The 23,484-nt window shown below is 69.0% G+C and carries 29 protein-coding genes; 14 read left to right on the top strand and 15 right to left on the bottom strand.

Going from position 1 to position 23,484, the window contains the following annotated elements; genetic code table 11:
- Positions 1–119: 119 nt before the first annotated feature.
- Positions 120–632, top strand: coding sequence for an ASCH domain-containing protein (locus HF024_RS00560; RefSeq protein WP_168688302.1), 513 nt, complete (start codon positions 120–122; stop codon positions 630–632).
- Here the strand turns inward: HF024_RS00560 and HF024_RS00555 are convergent.
- Positions 629–772: a hypothetical protein gene (locus HF024_RS00555; RefSeq protein WP_168688301.1), complete on the bottom strand. Its 144-nt coding sequence runs from the start codon at positions 770–772 to the stop codon at positions 629–631. The two genes, HF024_RS00560 and HF024_RS00555, sit on opposite strands and share 4 nt — an antisense overlap.
- Positions 773–967: 195 nt before the next feature.
- Between HF024_RS00555 and HF024_RS00550 the strand changes: the two genes are divergently transcribed.
- Complete coding sequence (locus tag HF024_RS00550) at positions 968–2,149, top strand: histidine kinase (protein ID WP_247597227.1); 1,182 nt, start codon at positions 968–970, stop codon at positions 2,147–2,149.
- A gap of 43 nt (positions 2,150–2,192) precedes the next feature.
- Positions 2,193–2,870: a response regulator transcription factor gene (locus HF024_RS00545; protein WP_168688299.1), complete on the top strand. Its 678-nt coding sequence runs from the start codon at positions 2,193–2,195 to the stop codon at positions 2,868–2,870.
- 8 nt (positions 2,871–2,878) lie between these two features.
- On the opposite strand, the gene HF024_RS00540 is transcribed toward HF024_RS00545, so the two are convergent.
- From HF024_RS00540 to HF024_RS00495, 10 genes are all read right to left on the bottom strand, one after another.
- A complete protein-coding gene (locus HF024_RS00540; RefSeq protein ID WP_168688298.1) occupies positions 2,879–3,814 on the bottom strand; it encodes a hypothetical protein in 936 nt (311 codons plus the stop codon).
- Positions 3,811–5,067 carry an insulinase family protein gene (locus HF024_RS00535; RefSeq protein ID WP_247597226.1) on the bottom strand — a complete coding sequence of 419 codons (1,257 nt, stop codon included), beginning with the start codon at positions 5,065–5,067 and terminating at the stop codon, positions 3,811–3,813. The genes HF024_RS00540 and HF024_RS00535 overlap by 4 nt, the downstream gene beginning before the upstream one ends.
- Positions 5,064–5,942 (bottom strand): hypothetical protein, encoded by an 879-nt coding sequence (locus HF024_RS00530; RefSeq protein WP_168688297.1) that lies wholly within the window; start codon positions 5,940–5,942, stop codon positions 5,064–5,066. The genes HF024_RS00535 and HF024_RS00530 overlap by 4 nt, the downstream gene beginning before the upstream one ends.
- Positions 5,939–6,607: a flavoprotein gene (locus HF024_RS00525; RefSeq protein WP_247597225.1), complete on the bottom strand. Its 669-nt coding sequence runs from the start codon at positions 6,605–6,607 to the stop codon at positions 5,939–5,941. Before HF024_RS00525 ends, HF024_RS00530 begins: the two co-directional genes overlap by 4 nt.
- A gap of 99 nt (positions 6,608–6,706) precedes the next feature.
- A complete protein-coding gene (locus HF024_RS00520; protein WP_168688295.1) occupies positions 6,707–6,874 on the bottom strand; it encodes a hypothetical protein in 168 nt (55 codons plus the stop codon).
- Positions 6,875–6,956: 82 nt separating this feature from the next.
- On the bottom strand, positions 6,957–7,913 hold the full coding sequence (locus tag HF024_RS00515; RefSeq protein WP_168688294.1) for a T3SS effector HopA1 family protein: 957 nt from the start codon (positions 7,911–7,913) through the stop codon (positions 6,957–6,959).
- Positions 7,910–9,022, bottom strand: a complete 1,113-nt coding sequence (gene lxmK / locus HF024_RS00510) for a class V lanthionine synthetase subunit LxmK (protein WP_168688293.1) — start codon at positions 9,020–9,022, stop codon at positions 7,910–7,912. The genes HF024_RS00515 and lxmK overlap by 4 nt, the downstream gene beginning before the upstream one ends.
- Positions 9,023–9,210: 188 nt before the next feature.
- Positions 9,211–10,032, bottom strand: coding sequence for an ABC transporter permease (locus HF024_RS00505; RefSeq protein ID WP_247597224.1), 822 nt, complete (start codon positions 10,030–10,032; stop codon positions 9,211–9,213).
- An 86-nt stretch (positions 10,033–10,118) separates the two neighbouring features.
- On the bottom strand, positions 10,119–11,057 hold the full coding sequence (locus tag HF024_RS00500; protein ID WP_168688291.1) for an ATP-binding cassette domain-containing protein: 939 nt from the start codon (positions 11,055–11,057) through the stop codon (positions 10,119–10,121).
- A 119-nt stretch (positions 11,058–11,176) separates the two neighbouring features.
- On the bottom strand, positions 11,177–12,418 hold the full coding sequence (locus HF024_RS00495; RefSeq protein WP_168688290.1) for an ROK family transcriptional regulator: 1,242 nt from the start codon (positions 12,416–12,418) through the stop codon (positions 11,177–11,179).
- Positions 12,419–12,559: 141 nt separating this feature from the next.
- Between HF024_RS00495 and HF024_RS00490 the strand changes: the two genes are divergently transcribed.
- The 3 genes from HF024_RS00490 to HF024_RS00480 all read left to right on the top strand — a co-directional run bounded on the left by HF024_RS00490 (position 12,560) and on the right by HF024_RS00480 (position 14,706).
- Positions 12,560–13,213, top strand: coding sequence for a hypothetical protein (locus tag HF024_RS00490; RefSeq protein ID WP_085367529.1), 654 nt, complete (start codon positions 12,560–12,562; stop codon positions 13,211–13,213).
- Between the two features lie 87 nt (positions 13,214–13,300).
- Complete coding sequence (locus HF024_RS00485) at positions 13,301–14,026, top strand: YcnI family protein (RefSeq protein ID WP_168688289.1); 726 nt, start codon at positions 13,301–13,303, stop codon at positions 14,024–14,026.
- Positions 14,023–14,706, top strand: a complete 684-nt coding sequence (locus HF024_RS00480) for a copper resistance protein CopC (protein WP_168688288.1) — start codon at positions 14,023–14,025, stop codon at positions 14,704–14,706. Before HF024_RS00485 ends, HF024_RS00480 begins: the two co-directional genes overlap by 4 nt.
- Positions 14,707–14,793: 87 nt before the next feature.
- Here the strand turns inward: HF024_RS00480 and HF024_RS00475 are convergent, their stop codons facing one another.
- Positions 14,794–15,687 carry an SDR family oxidoreductase gene (locus tag HF024_RS00475; RefSeq protein WP_085367526.1) on the bottom strand — a complete coding sequence of 298 codons (894 nt, stop codon included), beginning with the start codon at positions 15,685–15,687 and terminating at the stop codon, positions 14,794–14,796.
- Between the two features lie 77 nt (positions 15,688–15,764).
- Between HF024_RS00475 and HF024_RS19950 the strand changes: the two genes are divergently transcribed.
- Positions 15,765–15,893, top strand: a complete 129-nt coding sequence (locus tag HF024_RS19950; protein ID WP_256921822.1) for a hypothetical protein — start codon at positions 15,765–15,767, stop codon at positions 15,891–15,893.
- Between the two features lie 36 nt (positions 15,894–15,929).
- On the opposite strand, the gene HF024_RS00470 is transcribed toward HF024_RS19950, so the two are convergent.
- Positions 15,930–16,100 (bottom strand): hypothetical protein, encoded by a 171-nt coding sequence (locus HF024_RS00470; protein WP_168688287.1) that lies wholly within the window; start codon positions 16,098–16,100, stop codon positions 15,930–15,932.
- A 154-nt stretch (positions 16,101–16,254) separates the two neighbouring features.
- Between HF024_RS00470 and HF024_RS00465 the strand changes: the two genes are divergently transcribed.
- Together HF024_RS00465 and HF024_RS00460 are read left to right on the top strand one after the other, a co-directional pair.
- Positions 16,255–17,442, top strand: a complete 1,188-nt coding sequence (locus tag HF024_RS00465) for a MarP family serine protease (protein WP_168688286.1) — start codon at positions 16,255–16,257, stop codon at positions 17,440–17,442.
- Positions 17,443–17,513: 71 nt separating this feature from the next.
- The gene (locus HF024_RS00460) at positions 17,514–18,533 is read left to right on the top strand and encodes an NADPH:quinone reductase (protein ID WP_085367524.1); all 1,020 of its coding nucleotides are present in this window, start codon (positions 17,514–17,516) and stop codon (positions 18,531–18,533) included.
- Here the strand turns inward: HF024_RS00460 and HF024_RS00455 are convergent.
- Positions 18,517–19,773: an MFS transporter gene (locus tag HF024_RS00455; protein ID WP_168688285.1), complete on the bottom strand. Its 1,257-nt coding sequence runs from the start codon at positions 19,771–19,773 to the stop codon at positions 18,517–18,519. The genes HF024_RS00460 and HF024_RS00455 overlap by 17 nt on opposite strands.
- Positions 19,774–19,862: 89 nt before the next feature.
- Here HF024_RS00455 and HF024_RS00450 point away from each other — a divergent pair, with 89 nt between their 5' ends.
- The 5 genes from HF024_RS00450 to HF024_RS00430 all read left to right on the top strand — a co-directional run bounded on the left by HF024_RS00450 (position 19,863) and on the right by HF024_RS00430 (position 22,510).
- Complete coding sequence (locus tag HF024_RS00450; RefSeq protein WP_085367523.1) at positions 19,863–20,417, top strand: TetR/AcrR family transcriptional regulator; 555 nt, start codon at positions 19,863–19,865, stop codon at positions 20,415–20,417.
- 66 nt (positions 20,418–20,483) lie between these two features.
- The gene (locus HF024_RS00445; RefSeq protein WP_168688284.1) at positions 20,484–21,224 is read left to right on the top strand and encodes an AzlC family ABC transporter permease; all 741 of its coding nucleotides are present in this window, start codon (positions 20,484–20,486) and stop codon (positions 21,222–21,224) included.
- Positions 21,221–21,526 carry an AzlD domain-containing protein gene (locus HF024_RS00440; protein ID WP_168688283.1) on the top strand — a complete coding sequence of 102 codons (306 nt, stop codon included), beginning with the start codon at positions 21,221–21,223 and terminating at the stop codon, positions 21,524–21,526. Before HF024_RS00445 ends, HF024_RS00440 begins: the two co-directional genes overlap by 4 nt.
- 82 nt (positions 21,527–21,608) lie before the next feature.
- A complete protein-coding gene (locus tag HF024_RS00435) occupies positions 21,609–22,007 on the top strand; it encodes a hypothetical protein (protein ID WP_168688282.1) in 399 nt (132 codons plus the stop codon).
- Complete coding sequence (locus HF024_RS00430) at positions 22,004–22,510, top strand: DUF6328 family protein (protein ID WP_085367519.1); 507 nt, start codon at positions 22,004–22,006, stop codon at positions 22,508–22,510. Before HF024_RS00435 ends, HF024_RS00430 begins: the two co-directional genes overlap by 4 nt.
- Here the strand turns inward: HF024_RS00430 and HF024_RS19720 are convergent.
- Entirely contained in the window at positions 22,485–23,243 is a 759-nt protein-coding gene (locus tag HF024_RS19720) for a GntR family transcriptional regulator (RefSeq protein WP_085367518.1), read from the bottom strand. The two genes, HF024_RS00430 and HF024_RS19720, sit on opposite strands and share 26 nt — an antisense overlap.
- Between the last annotated feature and the right edge of the window lie 241 nt (positions 23,244–23,484).

Genomic DNA, 23,484 nt, shown 5'->3' with positions numbered 1-23,484 from the left:
GTGGGCGCCCTTCATGCCCCTGCGGTGCCGGACCTTGGGTAATTTATAAATCAATTTGATTTATTTGGCAATGCTTGCAAGGAAAATGGCTGATCGGTGCCGTCGGTAAACTCGCGCCCATGACCGCCAACGCGCCCATCGACCTCGTGGCCGCCGACCGGATGTGGCGGGAGTACCTGGCCGCGCATCCGGAGTCTGCGGTCGTGCCGGAGCAGCCGGACGAACCGGCCGTGGAGCGTTTCGGCGACAGCGCCGAGCTCACGGATGCACTGCTCGCCCTCGTGCTGGACGGCACGAAGACCGCGACGTCGGCGCTCGTGGCCGAGTATCGCGGCGAAGCGCAGCCGCTCCCCCGCGTCGGAAGCCACTGGATCGCGTGCGACTCGGCGGGGCGGCCGCGCGCCGTGCTGCGGAGCGTCGAATTGCGCGTCGGGCCGATGTGGAGCGCTGACGAGGCGTTCGCCGCCGACGAGGGCGAGGACGATCGCAGCCTGGCGTCGTGGCGGGTCGAGCACGAGCGGTACTGGCGGCGTTCCTGCGACAGGCTCGGGATCGAGTGGAGCGACGGGCTCGAGGTGGTGTTCGAGCGGTTCGCGGTGGTGTGGCCGGCGAGACAGGGCGACGCCGTCTAGCACAGGCCGAGGAAATCACACCAAATCACACGCGAATCACGAGCCGGAGCAGTGATGAACGGCTCCTCGGTCAGCGCGACCACCGTGGGGCTTGCAGTGAGGCCGGCGACGAGGGCTGCGGCGACGAGAATGCGGGACATGGTGTTCCTTCCTGTGGGGCGAGGGCGATGGTGATCTCGCCTGACTCCCACGATCGTGCCGCCATCGACGCCCCAGGGAGATAGACAAAAGACCAGAAGTATCTGACATTGTTTTGGTGCTGTAGCGTTGTCCGAGATATGTCCAGACTGTCGGTGCGATTCTTGAGTTCCATCGAGCCGCTCCCCTATCGCTGGGTGCTGCGGCCGGTCATCGTTGTCGGGACGATAGTGATGCTCTTGGCCGACTCAACGACGCCGTATGTGGACCTGTCGACCACGGCTGGCTGGATATTGTGGCTCGCACCGTACCTGCCGCTCCTTGCGCTGCTGTTCGGGGCGGTCCCCGGCGTCGCCGTGTGGTTTGCGAGCTATGCAGCGATCATCGTGCTCGGTGCCCCGAGCTCGGCGTTTGTCGGGACGATCTTCAGCAATGTCATCGTTGTGGCGCTGGGGACGTTCCTCCTGCCGCGGAGGGCTGCAATCGGGTTCGCGTGTGCGATTCCTGTAACGATGCTCGGGGCGTTCATCAGAAATCCCGCCTCCGGCCTCGCGCTCACTCTCGTGGGGATCCTCGCCTTGATGTCCGCAGCCGCCGGCCTGAGTCTGAACACGTTTCGCAGCAGGCACGAGCAGAGCGCCGAGCGGGTGCGCGATCTGGAGCGCGAGCAGCAGCGTGTTCGCGAGGAAGAGCGGACGCGACTGGCGTACGAGCTTCACGACATCGTCGCGCACGACGTCACAGTGATCGCCATGCAGGCGCGACGCGCGGAATTCGTCGACGACGCCGAGAAGACGGCGCGCATCCTGGATGGGATCGGGCGGGCCGCGCAGCAGACGCTCCTCGACCTGCGAAGCCTCGTCGCCCTCCTCCGCGACGGGCACGACGAGGCTTCCGTGAGCGGCGACCCGTCCAACGACGTGACCGACGAGCGCGACCTCTCGCGTGCCACACCGTCGGACGGCCAGACCACGTCCGCGGTCGGGCTCATGCACGATCTCGACGGCGTGATCGCTGCCCTCACCCAAGCGGGCTTCGCCGTCGCCTTGAGCGTGGAAGGTGAGACCAGCCGCATTCCCACCAGCGTCCGGCACGCGCTGCGTCGCACCATCCGCGAACTCGGCACCAACATCCTGAAACACGCCGACCCCGCGAACGATGTCGAGGTGGTCCTCGCCGTCGAGGGCGAACACGTGACCCTCGGCTCCACGAACTCGATCGCATCCGGACTGCCCGTCATGTCGTCGCGGACGGGGCTCGAGGCGATGCGGGCGCGCTGCGAGGTGTTCGGAGGGTCGGTCGAAGCCACGAGCGAGGACGGGCGGTGGACGACGAGCATGTCGATCCCGCTCGAAGGACTTTCCGCCGTCCGCCGATGATGCGCAACGGTGAATCAGCGAACAGAGGGATGAAGGAGCACGAATGCCGACGATACTGCTGGTCGACGATGAAGCCTTGACGCGGGAGATCCTGCGGGACTACCTCTCCTCCGATCCGACGTTCGAGATCGTCGGCGAGGCCTCGGACGGACGTGTGGCCATCAGCCAGGCCGCCACTCTGCGTCCGGAGGTGATCCTGATGGACATGCAGATGCCCGTGATGGACGGAGTCGCCGCGACGGCGCAGATCCATGCCGAGAATCCCGAGATCGTCATCCTGGGGTTGAGCACCTTCGCGACCGACCGGTACGTCGTGGACCTCCTCCGGGCGGGGGCGTCGGGCTATCTGGTCAAAGACACGCTGCCGAAGACGATCACGGAGGCCATCCACGCTGTGCTGGGGGGCGAGTCAGTTCTCTCGCCCGAGGTGACCAGGCATGTCGTGAAGGGGCTGGAAGAGTCCGTCCCGGCGGAAGTCGTTGCCGATCCTGAGCTGGTCCAGCTCCTCACCGACAAAGAGCGTGAAGTCATCCACCTCCTCGCTCTCGGGATGAGCAACCGCGAGATGGCGGCGGCGCTGTTCGTCACCGAATCCACCATCAAGGCGCGGTTCGTCAAAGTCATGGAGAAACTTCACGTTCGCGACCGCGTGCAGATCCTCGTTACGGCAGTCGAAAAGGGGCTGGTGGATCTGAACGCCCGCCCCGGTCCTGGGCACTGAGGACCAGGCTACGTGCGGCCGAGAACCTCGTTGATCGGCCGGACGATGCCGGCGATGGCCCGCTCCAGCTGCATCGCATCGACGCCCGCGAGTGCTGCGTCGGGGTTAAGGATCAGCGACCCTCCCCATCCCCTGGCTTCGTAGAGCACGAGCGTCCGGGCGAGCTCGATCGGGGACCGCCAGGCGCGGTTCAGGTTCCCCGCTGCGAACGCACGGGCCCTGGCTCGAGCATCGACGTCATTCGCGATGTTCGATCGAGCCACCGCGCTGAGAATCAGGTCGAACGTCGCCTGGCACTTCTCACCCGGAGCGGTCGTCGTCCAGCTCAGTGCGGGAAACCCCGCCCGCAGCACGCGAGCGAACTGCACCGTGGCGCCGATGTTCGCCGCCTCCACGACGGAGGGCACCAGCGCTCCGGGACCGGCAGCGATCAGGCAGACGGCCAAGAAGGTGGCGGCCGCACCGACATCGCGCGATGGATCACGACCGACGATGACGATCTGCTCGTGGCCATGCGCGGTCGACCGACGGAGGCTACTGGGAAGGGATTCGGACGCGGAGAAGGAGGACACGGAGACGAGGTCGCCGAGATCGGATGCGACGCCCGGGCGGGCGACCACGCCGACAGTGGGGGCTCCGGACAGGCCGGCCGCTTCGAGATCCAGCCCGCCGACGACGATCCCCGTCCAGGCGACCGCGATCCGTTCCGGGAGGACGGCGGTCAGGCACGCCACGTCGCCCTCGCCTGTCCATTCGATCGACACCGGCTCAAGCTTGTCGTGGTCGGCGACCACGACCGACTGTACATAACGCCGCAGGTAGGTCGCGTGCCGCGCTCCGAACCCGGGGGCCGTCGGCCAGCACACCCCGATCGTCGCGAACCGGGAACGTCCGTCATGGATGATCAGCGATTCTGTCCGCTGTTCGGCACACATCGTTGTCATGGTGCGCCCCCTCCGTCCTCGATGACCAGCGATGAGAAGACCTGGTTCGCCAATCGCGATGCCGAGGCCCGAAGCGCATCCCGGGCGCGGCGTTCGTCCTCAGAGGCGGTCTCGAGAACGGCCACGAGTTCCGAAGCGAAGCCGGGCGCGCCGTAGAGAAGAAGATCTCTGGTCGTCGCCCGGGCGAGCCGCTCATCGTCGTGGATGAGTGTCTCGGCCCGGTGCAGAGCCAGGAGTGCGGCTCGGCCGACATTCACTTCGTCAGACACAACGAGCGCCCTGAGCCGGTCGGCCGCGCGAACACCCTGGCCGGTATCGTCGACCAGCACGAAGAGGTCGTCGTCCGCGACGTCGCCCGGGCCGAAAAGCCCGGCACTCGCGTCAAGACCGGCCTGATCTTTGAGCGCCTCGGCGACGAGCAGATCGCCGACGAGATCGACCGAACGGGCCGAGGCGGCTGCAGTTACGGAGAGGCGGCGCAGACGTGCGCCGGCAACGGAGACCGAGCTGTCCGTTCCTCTGCCCACGACGGCGCGCGGACCCGGTGGCATCTCCGCCGAGCGGCACTCGACCGACAGACCACTGAGGCTGGCTGCGATGATGGCCAACGCGGCGTCGGGATCGCCAGGTGTCAGGACCGTCATCACGGAATCAGCAGGACGATAGAGGCGACGATGCAGGGCGAGCAGCCTCTCGGGAGTTGCCCGGCCGGCCAGGTCGAGGTCGCCGGAACCGTCGTGACCGTGTGCGTGATCCGTCCAGTACTGCGTCGCGAGATGCGGCCACGGCCGGATGCCCCCTGGCGCCGAGGACAGCCTGGTCGCGCGCTCGAGAGCGACCGCGCGGATCTGGGACGCGACCTGCTCTTCCCTCAGTGCCGGATGGAACACCTGCTCGACCATGCGTTCGCAGATGCGGCGGAGCTGGCCGGGTGATCCCGTCTCATAGAACTCGGTGTACTCCAAGTGCGTGTGACCCCCGAGGACCCCCGCTGCGCGGTCGAGCTCGTGCTCCCTGTCCGACGCCGTCCGGGAACGGCTGTCCTGATAGACCATGTGCTCGAGGAGGTGGAGCATCCCCTCTTCCGTCGGTGCTTCGTGGCGCATCCCTGCCGGCAGGCCGAGACTGACGGAGACGTTGCGGGCGGTGGGGTCGTGAACGGCGACGATGCGGGCGCCGGAGTCGAGCGCGGCGCGATGAGTCCCGCGGCGCACCATCGGCTCCGTTCGGAGGTCGAGCACCGTCGATGTCACAGACCCACCTCCTGTGCGTTCCGGGCATCGAGCTGTCGCCGAGCAAGGTGAAGCAGCGAACGGGTCTGTGCGTCATCCGCGCCGCCGTAGTGATTCCAGTCATACGCATGCTGGGCGAGCCGGAAGGCGACTGCGGAGCCGATGGACGCAGCGGGAGGGATGATTCCGCACTCGTCCAGGAACCCTTTCAAAACGGTGCCGAGCCCGGGGCGAAGCGACGGGTGGAAGGCATGCAATTCGGTCAGCTCGCCGATCACCCACGCGGTGTCGAAGCCCGGATCGGCGATCCCGGTGTCCTCACCGGTGAGAAGCGTGCCGTTCCCGTCTGCCTCGACGACCCAGTGCGCCATTCCGGGATGACCATGGACGACGGCCGAAGACCTCGACGAGATGGTCGACTCCACCCACTCCCGGATCGCCGCGAGGCCGCTCGCACCGATCACCTCTGCGGACGGAGACCACCCGCCGCCGAGCCAGGCTTCAGCGCGGAGCACCGTGCGGGGGCGTCGATCGCCCGGATCGCCCGGATCCGCCACGAGCCTGGCGCGATCATGCAGAGTCCTGAGGGACGCGCCCCATCGCCGTCCCGTCTCTTCGAGAACGGCCGGATTCTGACCGCGTACATGGTCGAAGACCATCCGGCCCGCGGTGGTCACGTAGGAACGGACGGCCCCGTCGCCCACACCCAGGGCGATGTTGCTGGAAGCGGCGGACGGGTCGAGCACGATCCGGTGCGGCGAGAAGGAGCGCGGCGCATCCGCGCCGAGTCGATGAGTCCAGGTGAACGCGCCTGCTTCCCGTCGTGTCTCTGTTGCCAGCAAGCCGGTGGAAAAGGAATGGATGAGGCCGGAGCCCGCGTGGGGTGCGCTGGTCATGCCGACGCCGCCTCCGTGCCTGGAACAGCGACGCTCGGCCGGCCCGACGGTCGTTTTCCTGTCCGTCGCACCCGCTCCTCCTCGATGCGGCGAAGCACGTCGGGAAAGGGCGGCGGAACCCAGGCGAGGGCGATGTCGCTCGACTCGCTCGGGCCGGGAACCGGATCGATGACCAGGAAATTCGATGGCGCGCGGAGTCTGTCAAGGATGCTGTCGATGAGGGGGTTGCCGACCGAGCGCGGTGGGAGCGCTGGGGCCACACAGACCTGCGCGTGCGTGGTGAGCGCTGCCAGGAGCGAGGGAGAGTCGGCGAGCCCGTTGGCCAGCCTGGACGCGTAGTCGAGAGTGGCGGGGTAGATCAGGATGAGATCGGCCCACTCGGCGAGCTCGATGTGCGCGGCTATCAGCTCGTCTTCCCAGGCGTCGACCTGGATCCGGGCCCGAAGCCTGGCCTCGATGTTGTGCCGAGTCGCGAAGCGGAAGGCGGATGCTCGCATGACCACGCGGAAGGTCGTCTCCGGGGCGGCGGAGCGTGCCCAGTCGATCCAATACGGCATGACCTGCGTGACGGCAGATCCGGTGAGGACGATCGCCACCCGCTCGAATCCGAAGCTCTCGAGGGCGAGTTCGGCCAGGAGGGGTGGGCTGCTGTCAGCGGCGGTCATGTGAATCGATCCTCGCAATCGAAAGGTCAGGGTCGGGGACGGGGCGGCGCCGGCACGAAGGAATCGATGCCGGCGCCGCATCGTCGAGAGACGGGCTGGTCAGCAGCCGGCCGTCAACGTTGCACCGATGATGATGCCCACACAGAACGGGGTCGTCGCGGGCGCATCCGTGGCGGCGTCCGCACCGAGTTCGCCCGCGGTCGCGAACGCGTTGTGCGCTGCAGCGAGGTCGGTCAGGTCGGCGTGAACAGCGGTTGTGGTGTGCATAGTGCGTTTCCTTTCGTGGAGAAGCGCCCCGGCCGGGGTGCTTCCTGGTTTTCCTCGGTTCGAGGAATTCTGTGACCGGCGTTCAGCCGATGAGATTCCGGGCGGGATGGTCGGGATCGATGTGCGCCTGACGCGCTTCGACCTTCCACGCGGCTTTCAGCGAGCACCCTTCGCTCGCTGCGCGCAGCACGGCGTCGGCGAGCACCCGGGAACGGTGCTGACCGAAGCTCAGCCCGCGGTGCGAGGCCCGGGAGTCGGCCGGCTCGGTGGCGGTCGTGATCCGAGCTGTCACGGGGAGGGTGAAGATGGACGCCGGCGTCGGAAGAATGCGAACCGCGGGCAGGAGTGGCGTCAGGGCCTCCGCGACCGTAGTGGCTACCGAGGCCGCGACGTAGACCACGACAGCGTCGCTGCGAGGGTACGCGCGAGAGGCGGACAGCGCCTTCGCCTGATAGGCCACCCCTATCGACGCGAGTGCCGTGAGCAGCTCCGGCCACACAGGGAGCACGTCGTCTGCGGAGCCGGCAGCGATGTAGAGGCGTGCGACCGCGGTGGGGTCAAGGCCTCCAGAGGCTCCGAGTGCCACGAGGTAGCCCGGAGTCGCCCGGGTCCGCCAGCTCGGGATACGGACCCCAACCTCTGATCCGTCCTGCGCCCTGGCGATGTCGTCGAGGGGGACCAGAACACGCACCCCGGCGAGTTCCGCCGTGCGATGCCTGGCACCGTTCACGAGATGGATCTCTGGAGCGAATGCCGTGGCCCGGTGGACGACGTCAGGATGCGGGATGCCCGCGATCAGGGAGTCCGCCAGATCCTGCGGCCCCGTGGTGTGCAGGTTCTCGATCCCCGGGTGATCGATGTGGAGGTGCGTATAGATCGTCGCTGCGAGCTGTGCGCGCAGCTCCATGATGCTCATCGCGGCGAGCTGCGTGGAGTCGACGGTCGCGCCGAGGCGGCCGAGGTCGACAGACACTCTTCCATGGAGGGCCGAGAGCGTCGCGTCGAAGGCGACGGCCGGGTCGGCGATGGTCGCGGTCATGTTGTCGTCCTTTCGAATCCGAGGCTGCGGGCGAACGCGGCCGGGTTGATCAGTGCTCTGCGGCCGATTCCGGCCGCCGCACGCTCGATGCCGGGAAGTTGGGCCACCTGCGCGGCTCTGGCGATGGAGCGGTCGACCAGGTGCCAGCCCAGGTGCGCTGTCGCGCGCACCGCCAGGCCTGGGTCGACGGCACGGAGCTTGTCCGAGTACGCCGTCCACATCTCCCTGACGAACGGCACTCTGGACGACATCCGCTCGGCGATGCGTGACGTCGCCGTGTCGTCGTCGAAGGACGGCGGCGGAGCCGTCGCACCCCCGCGCGTCGTCACCGTGTCGAGGACGGCTCGGTAGATCCACTCCCCCGCGAGCATCCCGAGGTCGCGGGCGGGATCTCCCCTCCCGAACTCCTCCCAGTCGAGGAGGAAGAGGTTTCCCTCATGCACGTGGAACTGGTCGAGACGGAGGTCTCCATGGACGGGACTCGTCTGATTCTCCTTCTCCAAGGTCCGGAGATCGGTGACCGCGGCGATGAGCTCGCGATCACGCTGCAGGTCCGACCAGAGGGCGTTCTCTGCAAGCGTGAAGTCGAGGTATCTCGTCACGGGGATACCGACCATGAGCATTTCGACCGGCGGGCTTGCTGGAGTCGAGGTGACAAGTCCCTCAACCGGCACCGAATGCAGCCCGGCGAGCATCCGCCCCGCCCGGACGGCGAAGTTCCTTGGGACGTTCTCGTCGACCAGCAGATGGGCCAGGCTCGTACCGGGGCAATGCTCGAAGACCAGGAGGGACTGATCCCGATCGGTGGCGATCAGACGTGGTGTCTGACCGCCCCACTCGGGATTTCGTCCAGCGAAGTCATCGAAGGCGATGGAATTCTCGTATGCACGCGGACCCGCGATTCGCTCAGTCACCTTCTTCACGAAAACGCGCTCGCCGCTCTCGAGCGTCATGCTCCAGGCTTCGTTTCGGCCTAGAAAGACCGGTGAGGTGACGGACGACACCGGCCCGCTTCCGTGATCGGCGAGAATCCGGCTCACGAGTTCTGCTGTGTGCAGACCCGACGACGAGGCAGGTTCAGCCGAGGCGGCTTTCACGATGGAAGTCATGGTGTCTCCGTCTCCGGCCGGGTTCAGAACAGGTACGTCGTGACGAGGTAGGCGACGAGGATGCCGCCGGCGAGAAGCAGGATGTTCTTGAGCAGCTTCTTGGAGGAGGACGGTCGGCGGGTGTCAGAGTCGGACATGGTGTTCGGTTCCTTTCGATGGGGTGGACGGCTGGTCGTCGCAGGGACGGCTCACGCCGCGTTGTCGGTTGACAAGGACTTGTGGAGCGGGACCCGCGATCCGGTGCGCAGCGCGTTGTTCCGATAGAGCACCGTGCAGAGCCGGAACAGGACCGGGATCGTCACTGCCGCGATCCCTGCTGCTGCGGCCATCTCCCAGGCGGAGACGTCGCCGAGCGCGAAACGCATCGGCATGAGGTAGGACGAGAAGAGCGGCACGTACGACAGTCCCTCCAGCCAGGCGTTTCCCTGGTTCGTCGGCAGGACGTAGAGCGAGAGCACCAGCAGCACCATCTGCAGGACCGAGAGCGGCATCACCGCGGAGCTCAGGTCTTCTTGCCGGGAGACAGTGGATGCGAGGGCAGTGTTCAACGCGGCGAACAGCATGTAGCCGAGGAGGAACCAGAGCAGGAACCACAGGAGGCTGGGGCCGAGTTCGACATCGATCAGCGACCAGCCGTCGACGACCGTGAAACCGATCACGCCCGCTCCGCCGATGATCAGCAGCTGGACGAGAGTGACCAGACCGATGCCGATCATCTTGCCCGCCAGGAGAGGGCCGACGCCGATCTTCGTCAACAAGATCTCGACGATTCTCGAGGACTTCTCCTCGACCACTCCGGATGTGAGCGTCGACGCGGAGTAGACCAGCGACACGAGTAGCGCACAGATCATGGCCGTGGCGAACAGCACATTCGGGTCGAGGGGAAGCGAGCCCGCACCACCGACGGAACGCACCAGGAACCATCCGCCGACTCCGGCGACTGCTCCGAAGAAGACCGCGAGCAGTATGGACGAGAGCAGAAGGGTCCTGTTCTTCGATCGCACGAGCATTTCTCTCCGGACGACGATGTTCGTCTCGCGAATCGTGCGGGCGAATCGCCCTGTGGATCGGGTGATCGAGTGATCGCGTGTCGTTGTCATCGTCGGCCTCCGGCAGATTCGTTTGAACGGATGAAGCGCTCGGACAGGAGATCGCCGAGCGACGTGTGCACGGCCTCCATACTCCTGAGCCCGCCGTGACGTTGTGCCGCGACGAGGAGCTCGGTGGGGATGTCCCTGCCGGACCCGTCGACTTCGATCCGCACGGACGCTCGATCGGCGTCCACGGCCACGGACGCATCGCGAATCAGGGACACTTCGGCGACGAAGGCATCGGCGGGCCGCGAGAACAGGAACCGCCAGCGGCTCATCCCGTCGTCCCGCAGATCCACCACGCTGCCGCTCGCCATCACGCGGCCTCTGTCGAGAACGCACACGGTGTCGCAAAGACGCTCGACCAACTCCAGCTGGTGGGACGAGAAGAGAACGCCGACTCCTCGCGCGGCCTGCTTTCGGATGAGCTCGGCCATCGTGTCGACCGCGACGGGGTCGAGCCCGGAGAACGGTTCGTCAAGGACGAGGAAGGCCGGATCCCCGACGAGCGAGGCAGCAAGCTGGACCCGCTGCTGGTTCCCGAGTGAGAGGTCTTGAACGAGCGTGCCCTCACGACCATCGAGTCCGATCGAGGCGATCAGCTCATCGGCGATCGACCGCGCTCTCTGGATGCTGTTGCCTTCCAGGAGCGCGAAGTGCACGATCTGCTCGCGAACCGGCATCTGCGGGTAGAGCCCCCGCTCCTCCGGCATGTACCCGATGCTCCGGCGGTGCTCTGCGGTGATCGCTTCGCCATCCCAGCGCACGTCGCCGCTGTCCGGGTCAAGCAGACCGAGGATGAGCCGCATCGTCGTGGTCTTTCCGGCACCGTTGCCGCCGATGAAGCCCACGATCTCTCCGCGGCGAATCGTCAGGTCGAGGCCGTGGAGCACCTGGCGGCCACCGAAACTCCGGCTCACGCCGGTCAGCTGCAACCCGTTCATGTGTCCTCCTCGTAGTCGTCGTTCGATGTTGATACGACGCTACGGAAAGGCCAAGACGGCGACCCTGTACTCGAGTACAGAGCTCTACTGCACGAAAGTTCAGACGGAGCGACCGCCCGCTACACCCCGCCGCGCGGCGAGAACGTCGCGTCGAGCACCAGGCAGGCGGCGCCGACCGCGGCCACGTCTTCGCCGACCGCGCTCGATTCGGTGATCACCGGGTGGGTGAGGATCTCCATGTCGAACTCGCGCAGCCAGCCGCGGAGGCGGTCCGCGTAGAAGGGTTCGACGCGGGCCCAGGATGGGCCTCCGAAGACGACGCGGTCGATGTCGAGGAGGGCGGAGAGGTTGGAGAGGTAGTAGGCCGTGTTGCGGATGGACCGGTCGAGGATGCGGGTGGCTGTCTCGTCGCCGGCGGTCGCCGCGGACGTCAGTTCGGTGAACAGGTCGTCGATCGTCTCCACGTCGAGGCCGAGGTCGACGCCGTCCGGCACCTTCTCGCCTCCCGGGGCGGTGAGGACTCCGGCCCAGATGGCCTGCATCACCAGGCGGTACGGGCGCACGGATTCGCCGTAGCAGCCGCGGCGGCCGCAGGCGCAGAGGGCGCCGCCCGGGTCGACGATCGCGTGGCCGACGTCGCCGGCGTTGTGGGAGGCGCCGGTGTAGACGTCGCCGTCGAGGACCATCCCGACGCCGACGCCCGTGCCGTAGTAGACGAACACGTAGTCGCGGCTCGCGCCCGCCGGATCGTGCCAGCGTTCGGCGACCGCCGCCGCCGTCACGTCCTTGGCCACGAGGGCGGAGAGGCCCGTCGCCGCCGTCAGCTCGTCGCGCAGGTGGAAGTCGTTCCAGCCCGGGATGAGCGGAGGGCGCACCACGACGCCGGTGTCCGTGTCGATCGGGCCGGGCGCAGCGACGCCGACGCCGCTGACCTTGGCGCGCTCGACGCCGGAGTCCGCCAGGACCGTGTCGATCGCCTCGACCACGATGTCCAGCGTCTGCATCGCGTCGCCGGAGACCGGGGAGTGGCGGCGCACGTCCGCGACCACCTCGCCCTCCAGGTCGAGCAGCACGCAGGTGATCACCGTCGGGTCGAGGTGCACCCCGACCGCGTACGAGCCCGTCGGCTCCAGCTGCAGGATGGTGCGCGGCTTGCCAGGACCGTCGATGCGTTTGCCCGCCTCGCGGATGAGGCCCTGCTCGATCAGCCGCCTGCTGACGTTCGACACCGTCTGCGCGGACAGGCCGGTCTCCCCGGCGAGTTCCACCCTGCTGAGACCCCCGGAGGAACGGCGCACGGCGTCCAGCACGACCGTGTCGTTGAATGCGGCGATCGCGGGGAGGTTCGCTCCTCTGGGCATACGCCTCCTTCAGTGTGCGCCGGGTCGCCTTCGTAGGATACATACCGAGCCGCACTCGGCCGGGCGGCGCGGCACCAGGGCGCCCGGCGCCCATCCGTTCCGTAGACTTGCTCCGAACCACGGACGACGGAGGGACACAGCATGGGATCGAGGTGGGCTCGCGTCGCGCGCGGGTTGCTCGCATCCGGTGTCGCCATCTTCGTCGCCGCCCTGTTCCACGTGGCCGGCGGCGGCGCGGCGCCGGGAGTCCTCCCGCTCGCGCTGAGCCTCGCGTTCTCGACCATCGCATCCATCGCCCTCACCGGCCGGTCGCTGTCGCTCTGGCGGCTGACCGTCGCTGTCGGCGCCAGCCAGTTCCTGTTCCACCTGCTGTTCGGGCTCGGCACGGGCGCCGCGACGTTCACCGCGCCGGCCGGCACCACCCACCTGCACGCGGGGTCGCACCTCACCATGAGCATGTCCGGCTCGATGCCGACCGCCATGCCCGCCGCCCACGACGAGTTCAGCCTCGGGATGTGGGGAGCCCACCTCACCGCCGTGCTGGTCACCGTGATCGCGCTGCGCTTCGGCGAGCAGGCCTTCTGGGGACTGTTCGACACGGCCAGGATGCACGTGGCCCGGTTCGCCGACCGCCGCATCCTGAGCAGCCTCGCCGTCCTCCCCACGACGCTCGCGCACTCCGCAGCGGCGTCCGCCGCCAGCGCGTTCTCCCGGGAACCGGTGCGCCTGCTCGATCTGGGCGTCCCCCTTCTCCGGCTACGTCACCGCGGTCCGCCGCTCGCCGCCGCGTTCTGACGGAGCGTTCCACGAGTCTGCGTGGCGCCATCCGTCTGCGCGCACCCGCACTCATCGAACGCTTCCGAACAAGGACGAAGAACTCCCATGAAGAAACGCACCATCGCCGCGTCCATCGCGGCCGCATCCACCGCCATCCTGCTGCTGTCCGCACCGCTCGCCGCCAGCGCGCACGTGCACGTCACCCCCGACCAGGCCGAGCCGGGCAGCTACGCCACGCTCACCTTCAAGGTGCCGACCGAGTCCGCGACCGCGGGCACCGTCAAACTCGTGGTCGACCTGCCGACGGCCGACCCGTTCACCTCGGTCAGCTACCTTCCGCTCCCCGGCTGGACCACCGCGGTCGACACCGAGAAGCTGGCGAAGCCGGTCAAGACCGACGACGGCACCATCACCCAGGCTCCCGTGCGCGTGACCTGGACGGCCGACAGCGGCGTGCAGGTGGCTCCCGGCCAGTTCCAGGAGTTCACGATCTCGGCGGGCGCCGTGCCGAAGACCGGCCAGATCCTGCTCCCCACCCACCAGTTCTACAGCGACGGCAGCGTGGTCGACTGGAGCGAGAAGACCCCGGCATCCGGCGCGGAGCCCGAGCACCCGGCGCCCACCGTGTACGTCACGGACCCCGCTCCGACGGAGGGCGGCGGCCCGCTCGTCGTCGACTCGACGCCCGCCCCGGCGGCAGCATCGTCCGGGATGGCGGCGGACGCGCTCTCGATCGGCCTCGGCATCGGCGGTCTCGCCCTCGGCGCCATCGCGCTCGTGGTCGCGGTCTTCGCGGCCACCCGCCGCGGGCGTGGGAAGGTGGAGGCATGACGCACCGTCTGCGCACCGCATCCATCGGGCTGCTCGCCGCCGTCGGGCTGGCGCTGCTGCCCGTGGCGAGCGCCTCCGCCCACGACTACATCATCAGCACGGACCCGGCGAAAGACGCGACCGTGACCACCCCGCTGCAGACGGTCTCGCTCACCTTCAACGACCGCGTGCTCGACTACGGCGGCAACAACCTGGTGACGGTCACGGGCCCGGATGCGGCAACACGCCACTTCGAGACCGGATGCACGACGGTCGCCGACACCGTGGTGTCGGTCCCCGTCGCCCTCGGCGGTGCCGGGAAGTACACGGTGAGCTACCAGGTCGTCTCGGCCGACGGCCACACGGTGTCCGACCAGTACGCGTTCACCTACCAGCCGCCGGCGGGCACGGCGGCGGCGGAGGGCACGGAGAAGACGGCGTGCGGCGCGAGCACCGCAGCGCCCGGCGGAGAGGCGACCACCGAGCCGACCACGCAGGCGACGCAACCCGCCGGTGCCCAGCCGACGGAGACCGCAGGGTCCCCGAAACCGACCGCAGCCGCATCCACGACCGACGTGGGCCTGGTTATCGGCATCGCGATCGGCATCGTGGTGCTCGCGCTGATCGCGGTGGTCATCGTCATCCTCACCGCCCGCCGCAAGCCCCGCCCCAAGTCCGACTCCGAGCCGAAGTCGGACTGATCCCGGCTAACGGCGCTATCGAGCCGGGACTTGTGTACGCCAACGCCCGGCGTGTCGCGTACACAAGTCCCGGCTCGATAGCTGGGGTCAGGGCGTGGGCATGCCGCCGTTGACGTTGAGGGTGTCGCCGGTGACGTAGCTGGACTCCGGGGAAGCCAGGAAGACGTAGGCGGGCGCGAGCTCGGTTGGCTGGCCGGCGCGGCCCATCGGCGTCTGCTCTCCGAAGTCGGGGAGCGCATCCTTCGGCTGGCCGCCGGACACCTGCAGCGGCGTCCAGATCGGGCCGGGCGCCACCGCGTTCACCCGGATGCCGCGCGGCGCGAGCTGCGCGGCGAGCGCCTTGGTGAACGTGTTGATCGACGCCTTCGTGGTGGCGTAGTCGACCAGGATCTCGCTCGGCGCGTACGCCTGGATGGACGTGGTGTTGATGATGCTCGACCCGGGAGCCAGGTGCGGAAGCGCGGCCTTGGTGATCCAGAACATCGCGTACACGTTCGTGCGGAACGTCTCATCGAACTGCTCGTCGCTCAGGTCTTCCAGCCGCTCGCAGAACTGCTGCTTGCCCGCGTTGTTCACCAGGATGTCGAGGCCGCCGAGCGCTTCGACCGCGTCGGCGACGAGGGTACGGCACGCCTCCGCAGTGGTGATGTCGTACGCGAGCGTCGCGACGGTCGAGCCGCTGTCCTCGAGCACGGCAGCGACGCGGCGGGCGTCCTCCTCCTCGTCGGGAAGGTAGGCGATGGCGACGTCGGCGCCCTCCCTGGCGAACGCGATGGCCACGGCGGCGCCGATGCCGGAGTCTCCCCCGGTGACCAGCGCCTTGCGGCCGGTCAGCCTGCCTGTGCCCCGATACGACTTCTCGCCGTGGTCGGCGTGCGGAGCGAGGTCGGCATCCAGACCGGGCGCATCCTGGTCCTGCTTGGGCGCGTCGACCGGATCGAAGCGGTCGACGGGATTCTGGAAAGTCAGTTGATCGGTCATGCCGGGGACGGTACGCGTGCCCGCCGGCGTTCCGAAGGGGGTTTACGGCCGCCTGGCAGGGGGCGTAACGTCGCCGCATGGACAAAGACGCCCAGAACCAGCCGGCCGCGGTCCCCACCGAGCAGATGGACCCGGACATCGTGCCCGCCCCGCTCCCCGACCCTGCCGCCGTCGACGACGGGGACGAGGAGGACGGGCGCGCCTGACGCCCGGCCGGCGCACCCGCTCCGTCGGGTACCCGCTCAGTCGGGAGCGCCGCCCGACGCGGTGTCCTCTTCGGTCTCCGCGTTGTGGTGCTGCTGCTGCGACGGCTCGGACTCCTTGCCGTGGTCAGGATCGGACGCGGTGAAGTCGTCGTTCGTCATCTCCCGCTCGCCGTCGTCGAGGTCTGGGCGGTTCTGCTGGTCGCTCATCCGGTGATCCTTTCGTCGTCTGGACGCGGCTGCGTCCCTCTGGCAACGGACGGTAGCCCTCGCATCCACCCGGTGGAAGGGGGCGACGGGATGGTGCGGAGGACACACACGTGGGGTTGAGCCCGCGCACAGCCTGGTGGGGCATGGTGGGCGGGTGGAGATCGTTGTCGACGTGGTGCTCGTGGTGCTCGCCGTCGTGGCGATCGCCGCCGGCTGGAGCAACGGCGCGATCCGCGCTGCCGGTTCGCTCGTCGGTCTCGGCCTCGGTCTCTGGGGCGGACTGACCCTCGCCCCTGTCGTCGTCACCTGGCTGGCAGACGCCGGATGGGGCAGCGTCACCGAGCGCTCCATCGTCGCCGCCATCGTCATCCTGATCTGCGCGGGCGCCGCGTACGCCATCGCCGCCGGCATCGCCTCCGTGATCGGCAAGCTGGTGCGGCACGGACCGATCCGCTGGCTCGACTCGCTCGTCGGCGCCGTGCTCGGGCTGCTCACCTGGGCCGTGGTGGTCTGGCTCATCGCCGGGTTCGCGATGGCGACCAGCCTCGCCACGGTCGTGCAGGCCGCGAGCTCGTCGCGCGTGGTCGCGGCCCTCGACAGCATGGCCCCCTTCCCCGCCAGCACCGTGCTCGGTGCCGTCGATGACGCCCTCGCGGGCGCCGGACTGCCGCAGGTCTTCGAGGGCGGGGAGCCGATCAAGACCATACAGGCGCCCGACCCGTCCGTCCCGGCCGCCGTGGCAGCGTCCCAGGCCTCCGTGGTCACGGTCCTCGCGTCGAAGCCCGCCTGCGGCGTCGACTCGGAGGGCAGCGGGTGGGTGGTGCAGAGCGGACGCGTGGTGACGAACGCGCACGTCGTCGCCGGCGCATCCAGCATCGTGGTGCGGGAGCCGGGCGACGACAGGGCGGAGCGCGCCACCCTCGTCGCGTTCGATCCGGAGCGCGATCTCGCAGTGCTCGACGTGACGGACATCATGGCGCCGCCGCTCGACATCGGCAAAGACGTCACCGCCGGTGCGCAGACCTACGCCGCCGGCTATCCGGGCAACGGGCCGTTCACGATCAGCCCGGAGCGCGTGCGCGACCGCATCATGGCGCGCGGCACCGACATCTACCAGAGCGGTTCGGTCGAGCGAGACATCTACTCGCTGCGCGGCAGCGTGCGGCCCGGCAACTCGGGCGGCCCGCTGCTCGACACGTCGGGGGATGTGGTCGGCGTGGTGTTCGCGCGCTCGACGGTCGACCCGGACACCGGATACGCGCTGACGCTCGCGGAGCTGCGTCCCGTGCTCTCGTCGGTGAGCGCCGCGCCGATCAGTTCGGGCGCCTGCTCCACCGGCTGACGCGCGGCGAGTCAGCGACCGCGAACGACATTCGTGGAAGAGATTCGGGCGACGGGTGGTTTGCTGGTCACATGAAGGCTGTCACCTATAGCTCCACCGGATCATCGGACGTTCTGCAGTACGGCGAGCGCGAGGAGTCGCACGCCGGACCGGGCGAGGTGCGCGTGCGCATCCGGGTGTCGGGGGTGAACCCCACCGACTGGAAGGCGCGTCGCGGCAGTGGCGACGATCAGCTGCCGCGCCCGCAGGTGCCGAACCAGGATGGCGCGGGCACCGTGGACGAGGTCGGCGACGGCGTCACCGGGTTCGCCGTGGGCGACAGGGTCTGGGTCTGGGATGCGGCCTACCAGCGTCCCGACGGCACGGCGCAGGAGTTCGCGGTGCTTCCCGCGCGCCAGGTGGTTCCACTTCCGGATGGCGCGTCCTTCGATGTCGGCGCCTCCCTCGGGATCCCGGCACTCACCGCGCACCGGGCGCTCACCGTGCACGAGGGCGGCCCGTCGGAGCTCTCGCCCGGCGCGCTCAGCGGTCGTACGGTGCTGGTCGCCGGGGGTGCGGGAGCGGTCGGGCACGCGGCCATCCAGCTGGCCGTCTGGGCGGACGCCACGGTCATCGCCACCGTCAGCAGCCACGAGAAGGCCGAGCTGGCCAGGGCGGCCGGCGCGCACCACGTGGTCAACTACCGCGACGGGGACACCGCCCAGGCCATCGGAGCGCTCGCCCCGCGCGGCGTGGACATCGTGGTCGAGGTGAACGCCACCGCCAACGCCGAACTGGATGCGCGGATCGCCGCCCCGAACGCCTCCATCGCCATCTACGCCGACAGCCCCGGCGAGCCCGCCGTCACCATTCCGGTGCGCCCGAGCATGGGCAAGAACCTGCGCTTCCAGTTCGTCCTCACGTACACGACGACCGCGGAGTCGAAGGACGCCGCCGTGCGGGCCGTGTCCGCTGCCGTCGCCGACGGAGCGCTGCCGGTCGGCGCGGAGCACGGGCTGCCGCTGACGCGGTTCCCGCTCAGCGAGACGGCCGCTGCCCACGACGCCGTCGAGGACGGCATCGTGGGCAAGGTGCTCATCGACGTGGAGTGACCGCGCGGGCCCGCCCGACTTGAACCACCAGGGCGATCACCGCGGCGAGCGCGATCGCCACCGTGTAGCCGAGCGCTGTCGGCAGCAGGCCGACCACGCTGATCAGCTCGCCGGCGACGAGCGCTGGCACGCCGTACGCGATGTAGCTGACCAGGAAGATCCCGGCGAACAGTTCTGCGCGCTGGTTGTTCGGGGCGAGCGGGGCGAGCATCCTGAGCATCGAGGAGAACCCGGCGCCGAACCCGGCGCCCGCGATCACCGCTCCGGCGAACAGCAGCCAGAGCACCGCGAACCCGATGCCGGCCGCGGCGACTGCGATGCCGACGATGATCGCGCCCATCGAGACGATGGCCGTGGTGCGGGCGGGCGCCCGGGTGAGCAGCAGCCCCGCCGTCGCTCCGACGGCGGGCGGCACGGCCACGATGGCGCCGTTGAGCAGACCGCTGTCGAGGTGGAAGACGCCGCTCAGGATGGACGGCGAGAGCCCGATGAACAGCCCCGCGAGCATCCACGTGGCCACGAACAGCGGGATGGCGCCGACGAACTCCGCGCGGGCGGCCCGGGGCACGACGAGCCGCGGGATGAGCGAGTTCACCGCTCCCGGCCGCCGCGTCACCGTCTCGCGGGAGCCGATCACCACGAGGAGTCCGGCCACGAACAGCACGACGAGGCTGACGAAGACGAGCGTGGTCGGCTGCGGCACGAACTGCACAGCGAGCCCGGTGAAGAACGCTCCGAGGGCGATGCCGCCGACCGGGGCGGTGCTGCCGATGGTGGCGCCGAGCTTCTTGTGGCGCTCGGGCGCCAGCTCGACGATCGCGGCGGTGAAGGTGCTCATCGCCGCGCCGGTCGCGACGCCCTGCACGGAGCGGGCCGCGATGATCCAGCCGATGTCCTGCGCGAACAGGAACATCAGCATCGCGACCACCTGCAGCGCGAGCGCCCCGATCAGCACGGGTCGCCGGCCGATGTGGTCGGAGAGCGAGCCGGCGACCAGCAGGGTCACGAGGAGGGTGATCGCGTAGATCGCGAAGGCGACGGTGAGCAGCCACGGGGCGAAGCCCCACTCGTGCTGGTAGAGCACGAAGAGCGGGCTGGGGGCGCCGACAGCGAGGGCCACGGCGACGAACGCCAGGGACGTGCCGACGAAGGCGGGCATGGGGCCCCGGCCGCGCCGGGAGGCGCGGGTGGCGGGGATCGCTGCGACCGGGATGGTGCGCGTCTCTTCGGCTGTCGTCATCATTCCTCCAAAAGCAAATCTGATTGCTTTAGGGATGCTAGCCCCACGCGCACTTCAAAAGCAACAGTTTTTGCTTTAAGCTATTCCGTATGGAAACAACGACCACACCGTCGAGGCGGACGGGCGGACGCAGCGCCGCGGTCATCCACAGCGTCAGGACGGCCGTGGAAGAGCTCGTCAAAGAGCGCGGCCAGGACCGCGTGACCGTTCCGATGATCGCCGAGCGCGCCGGCGTCAACCCCACGAGCATCTACCGCCGCTGGGGAGACCTGCCCACCCTCATCAACGACATCGCCACCTACCGGCTCGACCCGGAGCGCCCACTGCCCGCCAGCGGCAGCCTGCGCGACGACCTCACCGCCTGGGCGAGCGAACTGGTCGCCCACTACCGCAAGCCGGTGAACGCCGCCCTTCTCCGCGGCGGGGCGGGCGCTGCGGGCGAGCGCACCTCCGACTGCCTCCGCAACCGGCGCGAGGAGGCGACCATGTTCGTCGGACGCGCCGCCGAGGAAGGCCTCACGGCCGACGACATCGTGGACGGCGTCGTCGCGCCCATCGTCTACCGCGCCATCTTCCAGCCCTGGCGGCTCGACGACGACACGGCCGGCGAGCTCGTCGCCCGGCTCTTCCGCCACGCGGCCTGAACTGCCACGCACCTGAATCCGCACGCCCCCTGAACCTCCGGCATACCACGGGCTAGGGTCGGGAGGGTGAGTCGGGAACGCAGCCAGGACGAGCGCGCCGCTGCGCGCTCCGGCTGGGCCGTCGGCATCGCCACGGCGGCGTACGGGGTCTCGTTCGGGGCACTGGCGACCGCATCCGGGCTCGACGTCTGGCAGGCGTGCGTGCTCAGTCTGCTGATGTTCAGCGGGGGCTCGCAGTTCGCGCTGATCGGCGTGCTCGCCTCCGGTGGCGTCGCGGCCGGCGGATCTGCTATCGCCGGGGCCGCACTGCTCGGCGTGCGCAACTCGTTCTACGCGCTGCGTCTCTCCCGCATCATCGGGCCGGGCTTCTGGCGGAGGGCGGCGGCGACGCAGCTGACCATCGACGAGTCCACCGCCGTCGCGACCGCGCACCAGGAACCGCGGGCACAGCGCATCGGCTTCTGGACCACCGGCCTCGTCGTCTACATCGGCTGGAACCTGACCACCCTCGCGGGCGCCCTGCTCGGCAACCTGATCGGCGACGTCAAGGCGTACGGGCTGGATGCTGCTGCGGCCGCCGCGTTCCTCGGCCTGCTCTGGCCGCGGCTCAAGGCCCGCCAGACGCAGGCCGTCGCCGTCGCGGCCGGGTTCGTCGCCACCCTGCTCACGCCCTTCCTGATGCCGGGTCTTCCCGTGCTGGCCGCCGCCGCGGTGGCCATCCTAGCCGGCGTCCTCAACGTGTTCGGGCAGCGCTCGGACCCACCGCATCCCGAGGCCATCCCGATGGAGAGGGAGGTGGAGCCGTGACCACGTGGAACATCATCCTGCTGGCGTCGATCGCGGTCCTCACCCTCAAGGCGGTGGGCTGGCTGGTCCCGCCGAAGGCTCTCGACCACCCGACGGTCGCCCGCGCCAGCGACCTTCTGACGGCCGCACTCCTCGCCGCCCTGATCTGCGTGCAGACGTTCGGTGCAGGCCAGGCCCTCCAACTGGATGCGCGCCTCCCGGCCGTCGCCATCGCCGCCGGCCTCTACGCCCTCCGCGTGCCCTTCATCGTCGTCGTCCCCGCCGCTGCGGTCGTCGCCGCGCTCATCCGCCTGCTCACCTGACCGCCGCCGCGCCCGCGGTGTCGGCGGCGGTTCGTATGCTCAGGACGCAGCGGGCCGGGCTGCGGACCCGAGAAGGAGAGCAGTGGGCGCGTGGCACCCGGTGACGAACGCGCAGGCGAGCGAGTGGCTCCTGCGGCAGGGGACGCTCGGCGGCCCGTACGCGGTGGTGCGCCGGTTCGCGTTCGGCGACCCGAACCGGCCGGATGTGTGGTTCCGGGTGGTCACCTGGGCGCCGACTTCGGAGGGTCGCGAGCTGATCGGCTGGTGCCGCACCCTCGAGGCGGCGGCCGCGGCGGGCTGGGACTTCCGCTGCGCGGAGGAGTCGTGGCGCCACCACCTGGCGGCGAAGCGGGTGGATGCGGCGTCGATGGCCCGCCAGCGTCCTCCGGCTTCGGAACTGGTCAGGTTCTATCGCGCGGCATTGCGACGTCGGCCGAGCGGGAGCACGATGGACCGCACACCATCCGGAAGGCGGACATGAGCGAACCCGACGACGTCGACCCGGCCGACGGCAGAACCGAGAGCGCACCCCAGCGTGCAGACCGCAACTGGGTGGAGATCCTGCAGGAGCTCCGCGTGACGCAGACCGGCACGCAGATCATCAGCGGCTTCCTGCTGACGATCGTGTTCCAACAGCGTTTCAGCGAACTCGACGGCTTTCAGGTGAGCTTCTACCTGGTGCTCGTGGTGCTCTCCGCGGCCTGCACAGCGCTCGGCCTGGCGCCGGTCGCGCTGCACCGCCAGCTGTTCCGCCACCACGAGAAGGTGCAGACCGTCGCGATCGCGAACCGGCTGCTGCGGACGACCCTCGCCCTGGTGGCGCTGCTCACGAGCGGTGTGGTGTTCTTCGTGTTCGACGTGACGGTCGGCCCGACGGCCGGGATCGTGGCGGGCGGCGTCGTGCTCGCCGTGCTCGTCGTGCTGCTCTACGTGTTCCCGCGGGCCGTGCTCCGCCGGGTCAGCCCGCGGCAGCCATCGGAGTGACACCCCTGACCACGGCTCCGACCGGGGCGACCGCGGCGGCGGCGGCAGCGGCCCCCGGGGAAGCCGCGGGCGTCACGTCACCGATCACCGCGGCCACGTCGTCGAGCACCGTCTCCACCGTGCGCACGGCGGCATCGTCGCCCGACGCCACGGCACGCGCGAAGTCGAGCACCCGCTCGCGGCAGAGGATGTGCTGCGCGTCCGGGGTGAGGTAGAGGTAGCGCAGCACGCGGAGGTGCACCGTCTCGATGGCCTCGGCCAGCACCTGATTGTCGATCGACGCCAGCGCGATCAGCAGCACGCGCTGGAACGTCTCGATCGGCGAGACACCCTCGTCGCGCTCCAACCGCCCGGCCACCAGGCGCAGCTCCAGCTCGTCGCCGTCCGTGCGCAGTCTCAGGGCCTCGGCGATCGCATCCGGATAGAGCCTCCTCAGCACCATGATGGCGTCGGCGATCTCGGCATCGACCAGCGGAGCGACACAGGTGAAGCGGTTGGGCGCCGTCTTGACCAGTCCCAGCGTGACCAGACGGCTGAGCGCCTCGCGGACCGGGGTGCGGGAGACACGCAGCCAGGAGGTGAGCTCGGCGTCTTTGAGTCGTTCGCCCGGAACGAAGCCGCCGTTCAGGATGCGCGTGAGCAGCACCTCGAAGACATCGTTGCGCAACAGCCTGCGGTCGGCCGTGAGCGCCGGCATACCGGTCGGGAAAGTCGAGACCTCGTCAATTGTCATGGGTTGGTTGATTCTTCCTGTTCACGGATACAGAGGAGAGCCACTGCGGTCAGAGGGTCGGGTTCTCTGGTTTTGAATTGGGCCCCGGCCGGTAACAGCCGGGGCCCACCGCGGCCACGAGGGGGGAGTCGCAGCCGCGCACTGGCCGGATACCCGAATCACGGCCAGAGTCTAGAAGTGGCGAGCTATCGCCAGGTTATATTTATAGTTTATCATTGAGCATCTAAGCTTCACAACCTCT

The organism is Leifsonia sp. PS1209 (assembly GCF_012317045.1).
Taxonomy (GTDB): domain Bacteria; phylum Actinomycetota; class Actinomycetes; order Actinomycetales; family Microbacteriaceae; genus Leifsonia.
Note: the sequence above shows the minus strand (reverse complement) of the source record. Positions and strands in the feature narration are given on the sequence as shown.

Coding starts and splice junctions, on each gene's coding strand:
- HF024_RS00560 (WP_168688302.1), top strand. CDS start 120: ATGACCGCCAACGCGCCCATCGACCTCGTGGCCGCCGACCGGATGTGG.
- HF024_RS00555 (WP_168688301.1), bottom strand. CDS start 772: ATGTCCCGCATTCTCGTCGCCGCAGCCCTCGTCGCCGGCCTCACTGCA.
- HF024_RS00545 (WP_168688299.1), top strand. CDS start 2,193: ATGCCGACGATACTGCTGGTCGACGATGAAGCCTTGACGCGGGAGATC.
- HF024_RS00540 (WP_168688298.1), bottom strand. CDS start 3,814: ATGACAACGATGTGTGCCGAACAGCGGACAGAATCGCTGATCATCCAT.
- HF024_RS00530 (WP_168688297.1), bottom strand. CDS start 5,942: ATGACCAGCGCACCCCACGCGGGCTCCGGCCTCATCCATTCCTTTTCC.
- HF024_RS00525 (WP_247597225.1), bottom strand. CDS start 6,607: ATGACCGCCGCTGACAGCAGCCCACCCCTCCTGGCCGAACTCGCCCTC.
- HF024_RS00520 (WP_168688295.1), bottom strand. CDS start 6,874: ATGCACACCACAACCGCTGTTCACGCCGACCTGACCGACCTCGCTGCA.
- HF024_RS00515 (WP_168688294.1), bottom strand. CDS start 7,913: ATGACCGCGACCATCGCCGACCCGGCCGTCGCCTTCGACGCGACGCTC.
- lxmK (WP_168688293.1), bottom strand. CDS start 9,022: ATGACTTCCATCGTGAAAGCCGCCTCGGCTGAACCTGCCTCGTCGTCG.
- HF024_RS00505 (WP_247597224.1), bottom strand. CDS start 10,032: ATGCTCGTGCGATCGAAGAACAGGACCCTTCTGCTCTCGTCCATACTG.
- HF024_RS00500 (WP_168688291.1), bottom strand. CDS start 11,057: ATGAACGGGTTGCAGCTGACCGGCGTGAGCCGGAGTTTCGGTGGCCGC.
- HF024_RS00495 (WP_168688290.1), bottom strand. CDS start 12,418: ATGCCCAGAGGAGCGAACCTCCCCGCGATCGCCGCATTCAACGACACG.
- HF024_RS00490 (WP_085367529.1), top strand. CDS start 12,560: ATGGGATCGAGGTGGGCTCGCGTCGCGCGCGGGTTGCTCGCATCCGGT.
- HF024_RS00485 (WP_168688289.1), top strand. CDS start 13,301: ATGAAGAAACGCACCATCGCCGCGTCCATCGCGGCCGCATCCACCGCC.
- HF024_RS00480 (WP_168688288.1), top strand. CDS start 14,023: ATGACGCACCGTCTGCGCACCGCATCCATCGGGCTGCTCGCCGCCGTC.
- HF024_RS00475 (WP_085367526.1), bottom strand. CDS start 15,687: ATGACCGATCAACTGACTTTCCAGAATCCCGTCGACCGCTTCGATCCG.
- HF024_RS19950 (WP_256921822.1), top strand. CDS start 15,765: ATGGACAAAGACGCCCAGAACCAGCCGGCCGCGGTCCCCACCGAGCAG.
- HF024_RS00470 (WP_168688287.1), bottom strand. CDS start 16,100: ATGAGCGACCAGCAGAACCGCCCAGACCTCGACGACGGCGAGCGGGAG.
- HF024_RS00460 (WP_085367524.1), top strand. CDS start 17,514: ATGAAGGCTGTCACCTATAGCTCCACCGGATCATCGGACGTTCTGCAG.
- HF024_RS00455 (WP_168688285.1), bottom strand. CDS start 19,773: ATGACGACAGCCGAAGAGACGCGCACCATCCCGGTCGCAGCGATCCCC.
- HF024_RS00450 (WP_085367523.1), top strand. CDS start 19,863: ATGGAAACAACGACCACACCGTCGAGGCGGACGGGCGGACGCAGCGCC.
- HF024_RS00430 (WP_085367519.1), top strand. CDS start 22,004: ATGAGCGAACCCGACGACGTCGACCCGGCCGACGGCAGAACCGAGAGC.
- HF024_RS19720 (WP_085367518.1), bottom strand. CDS start 23,243: ATGACAATTGACGAGGTCTCGACTTTCCCGACCGGTATGCCGGCGCTC.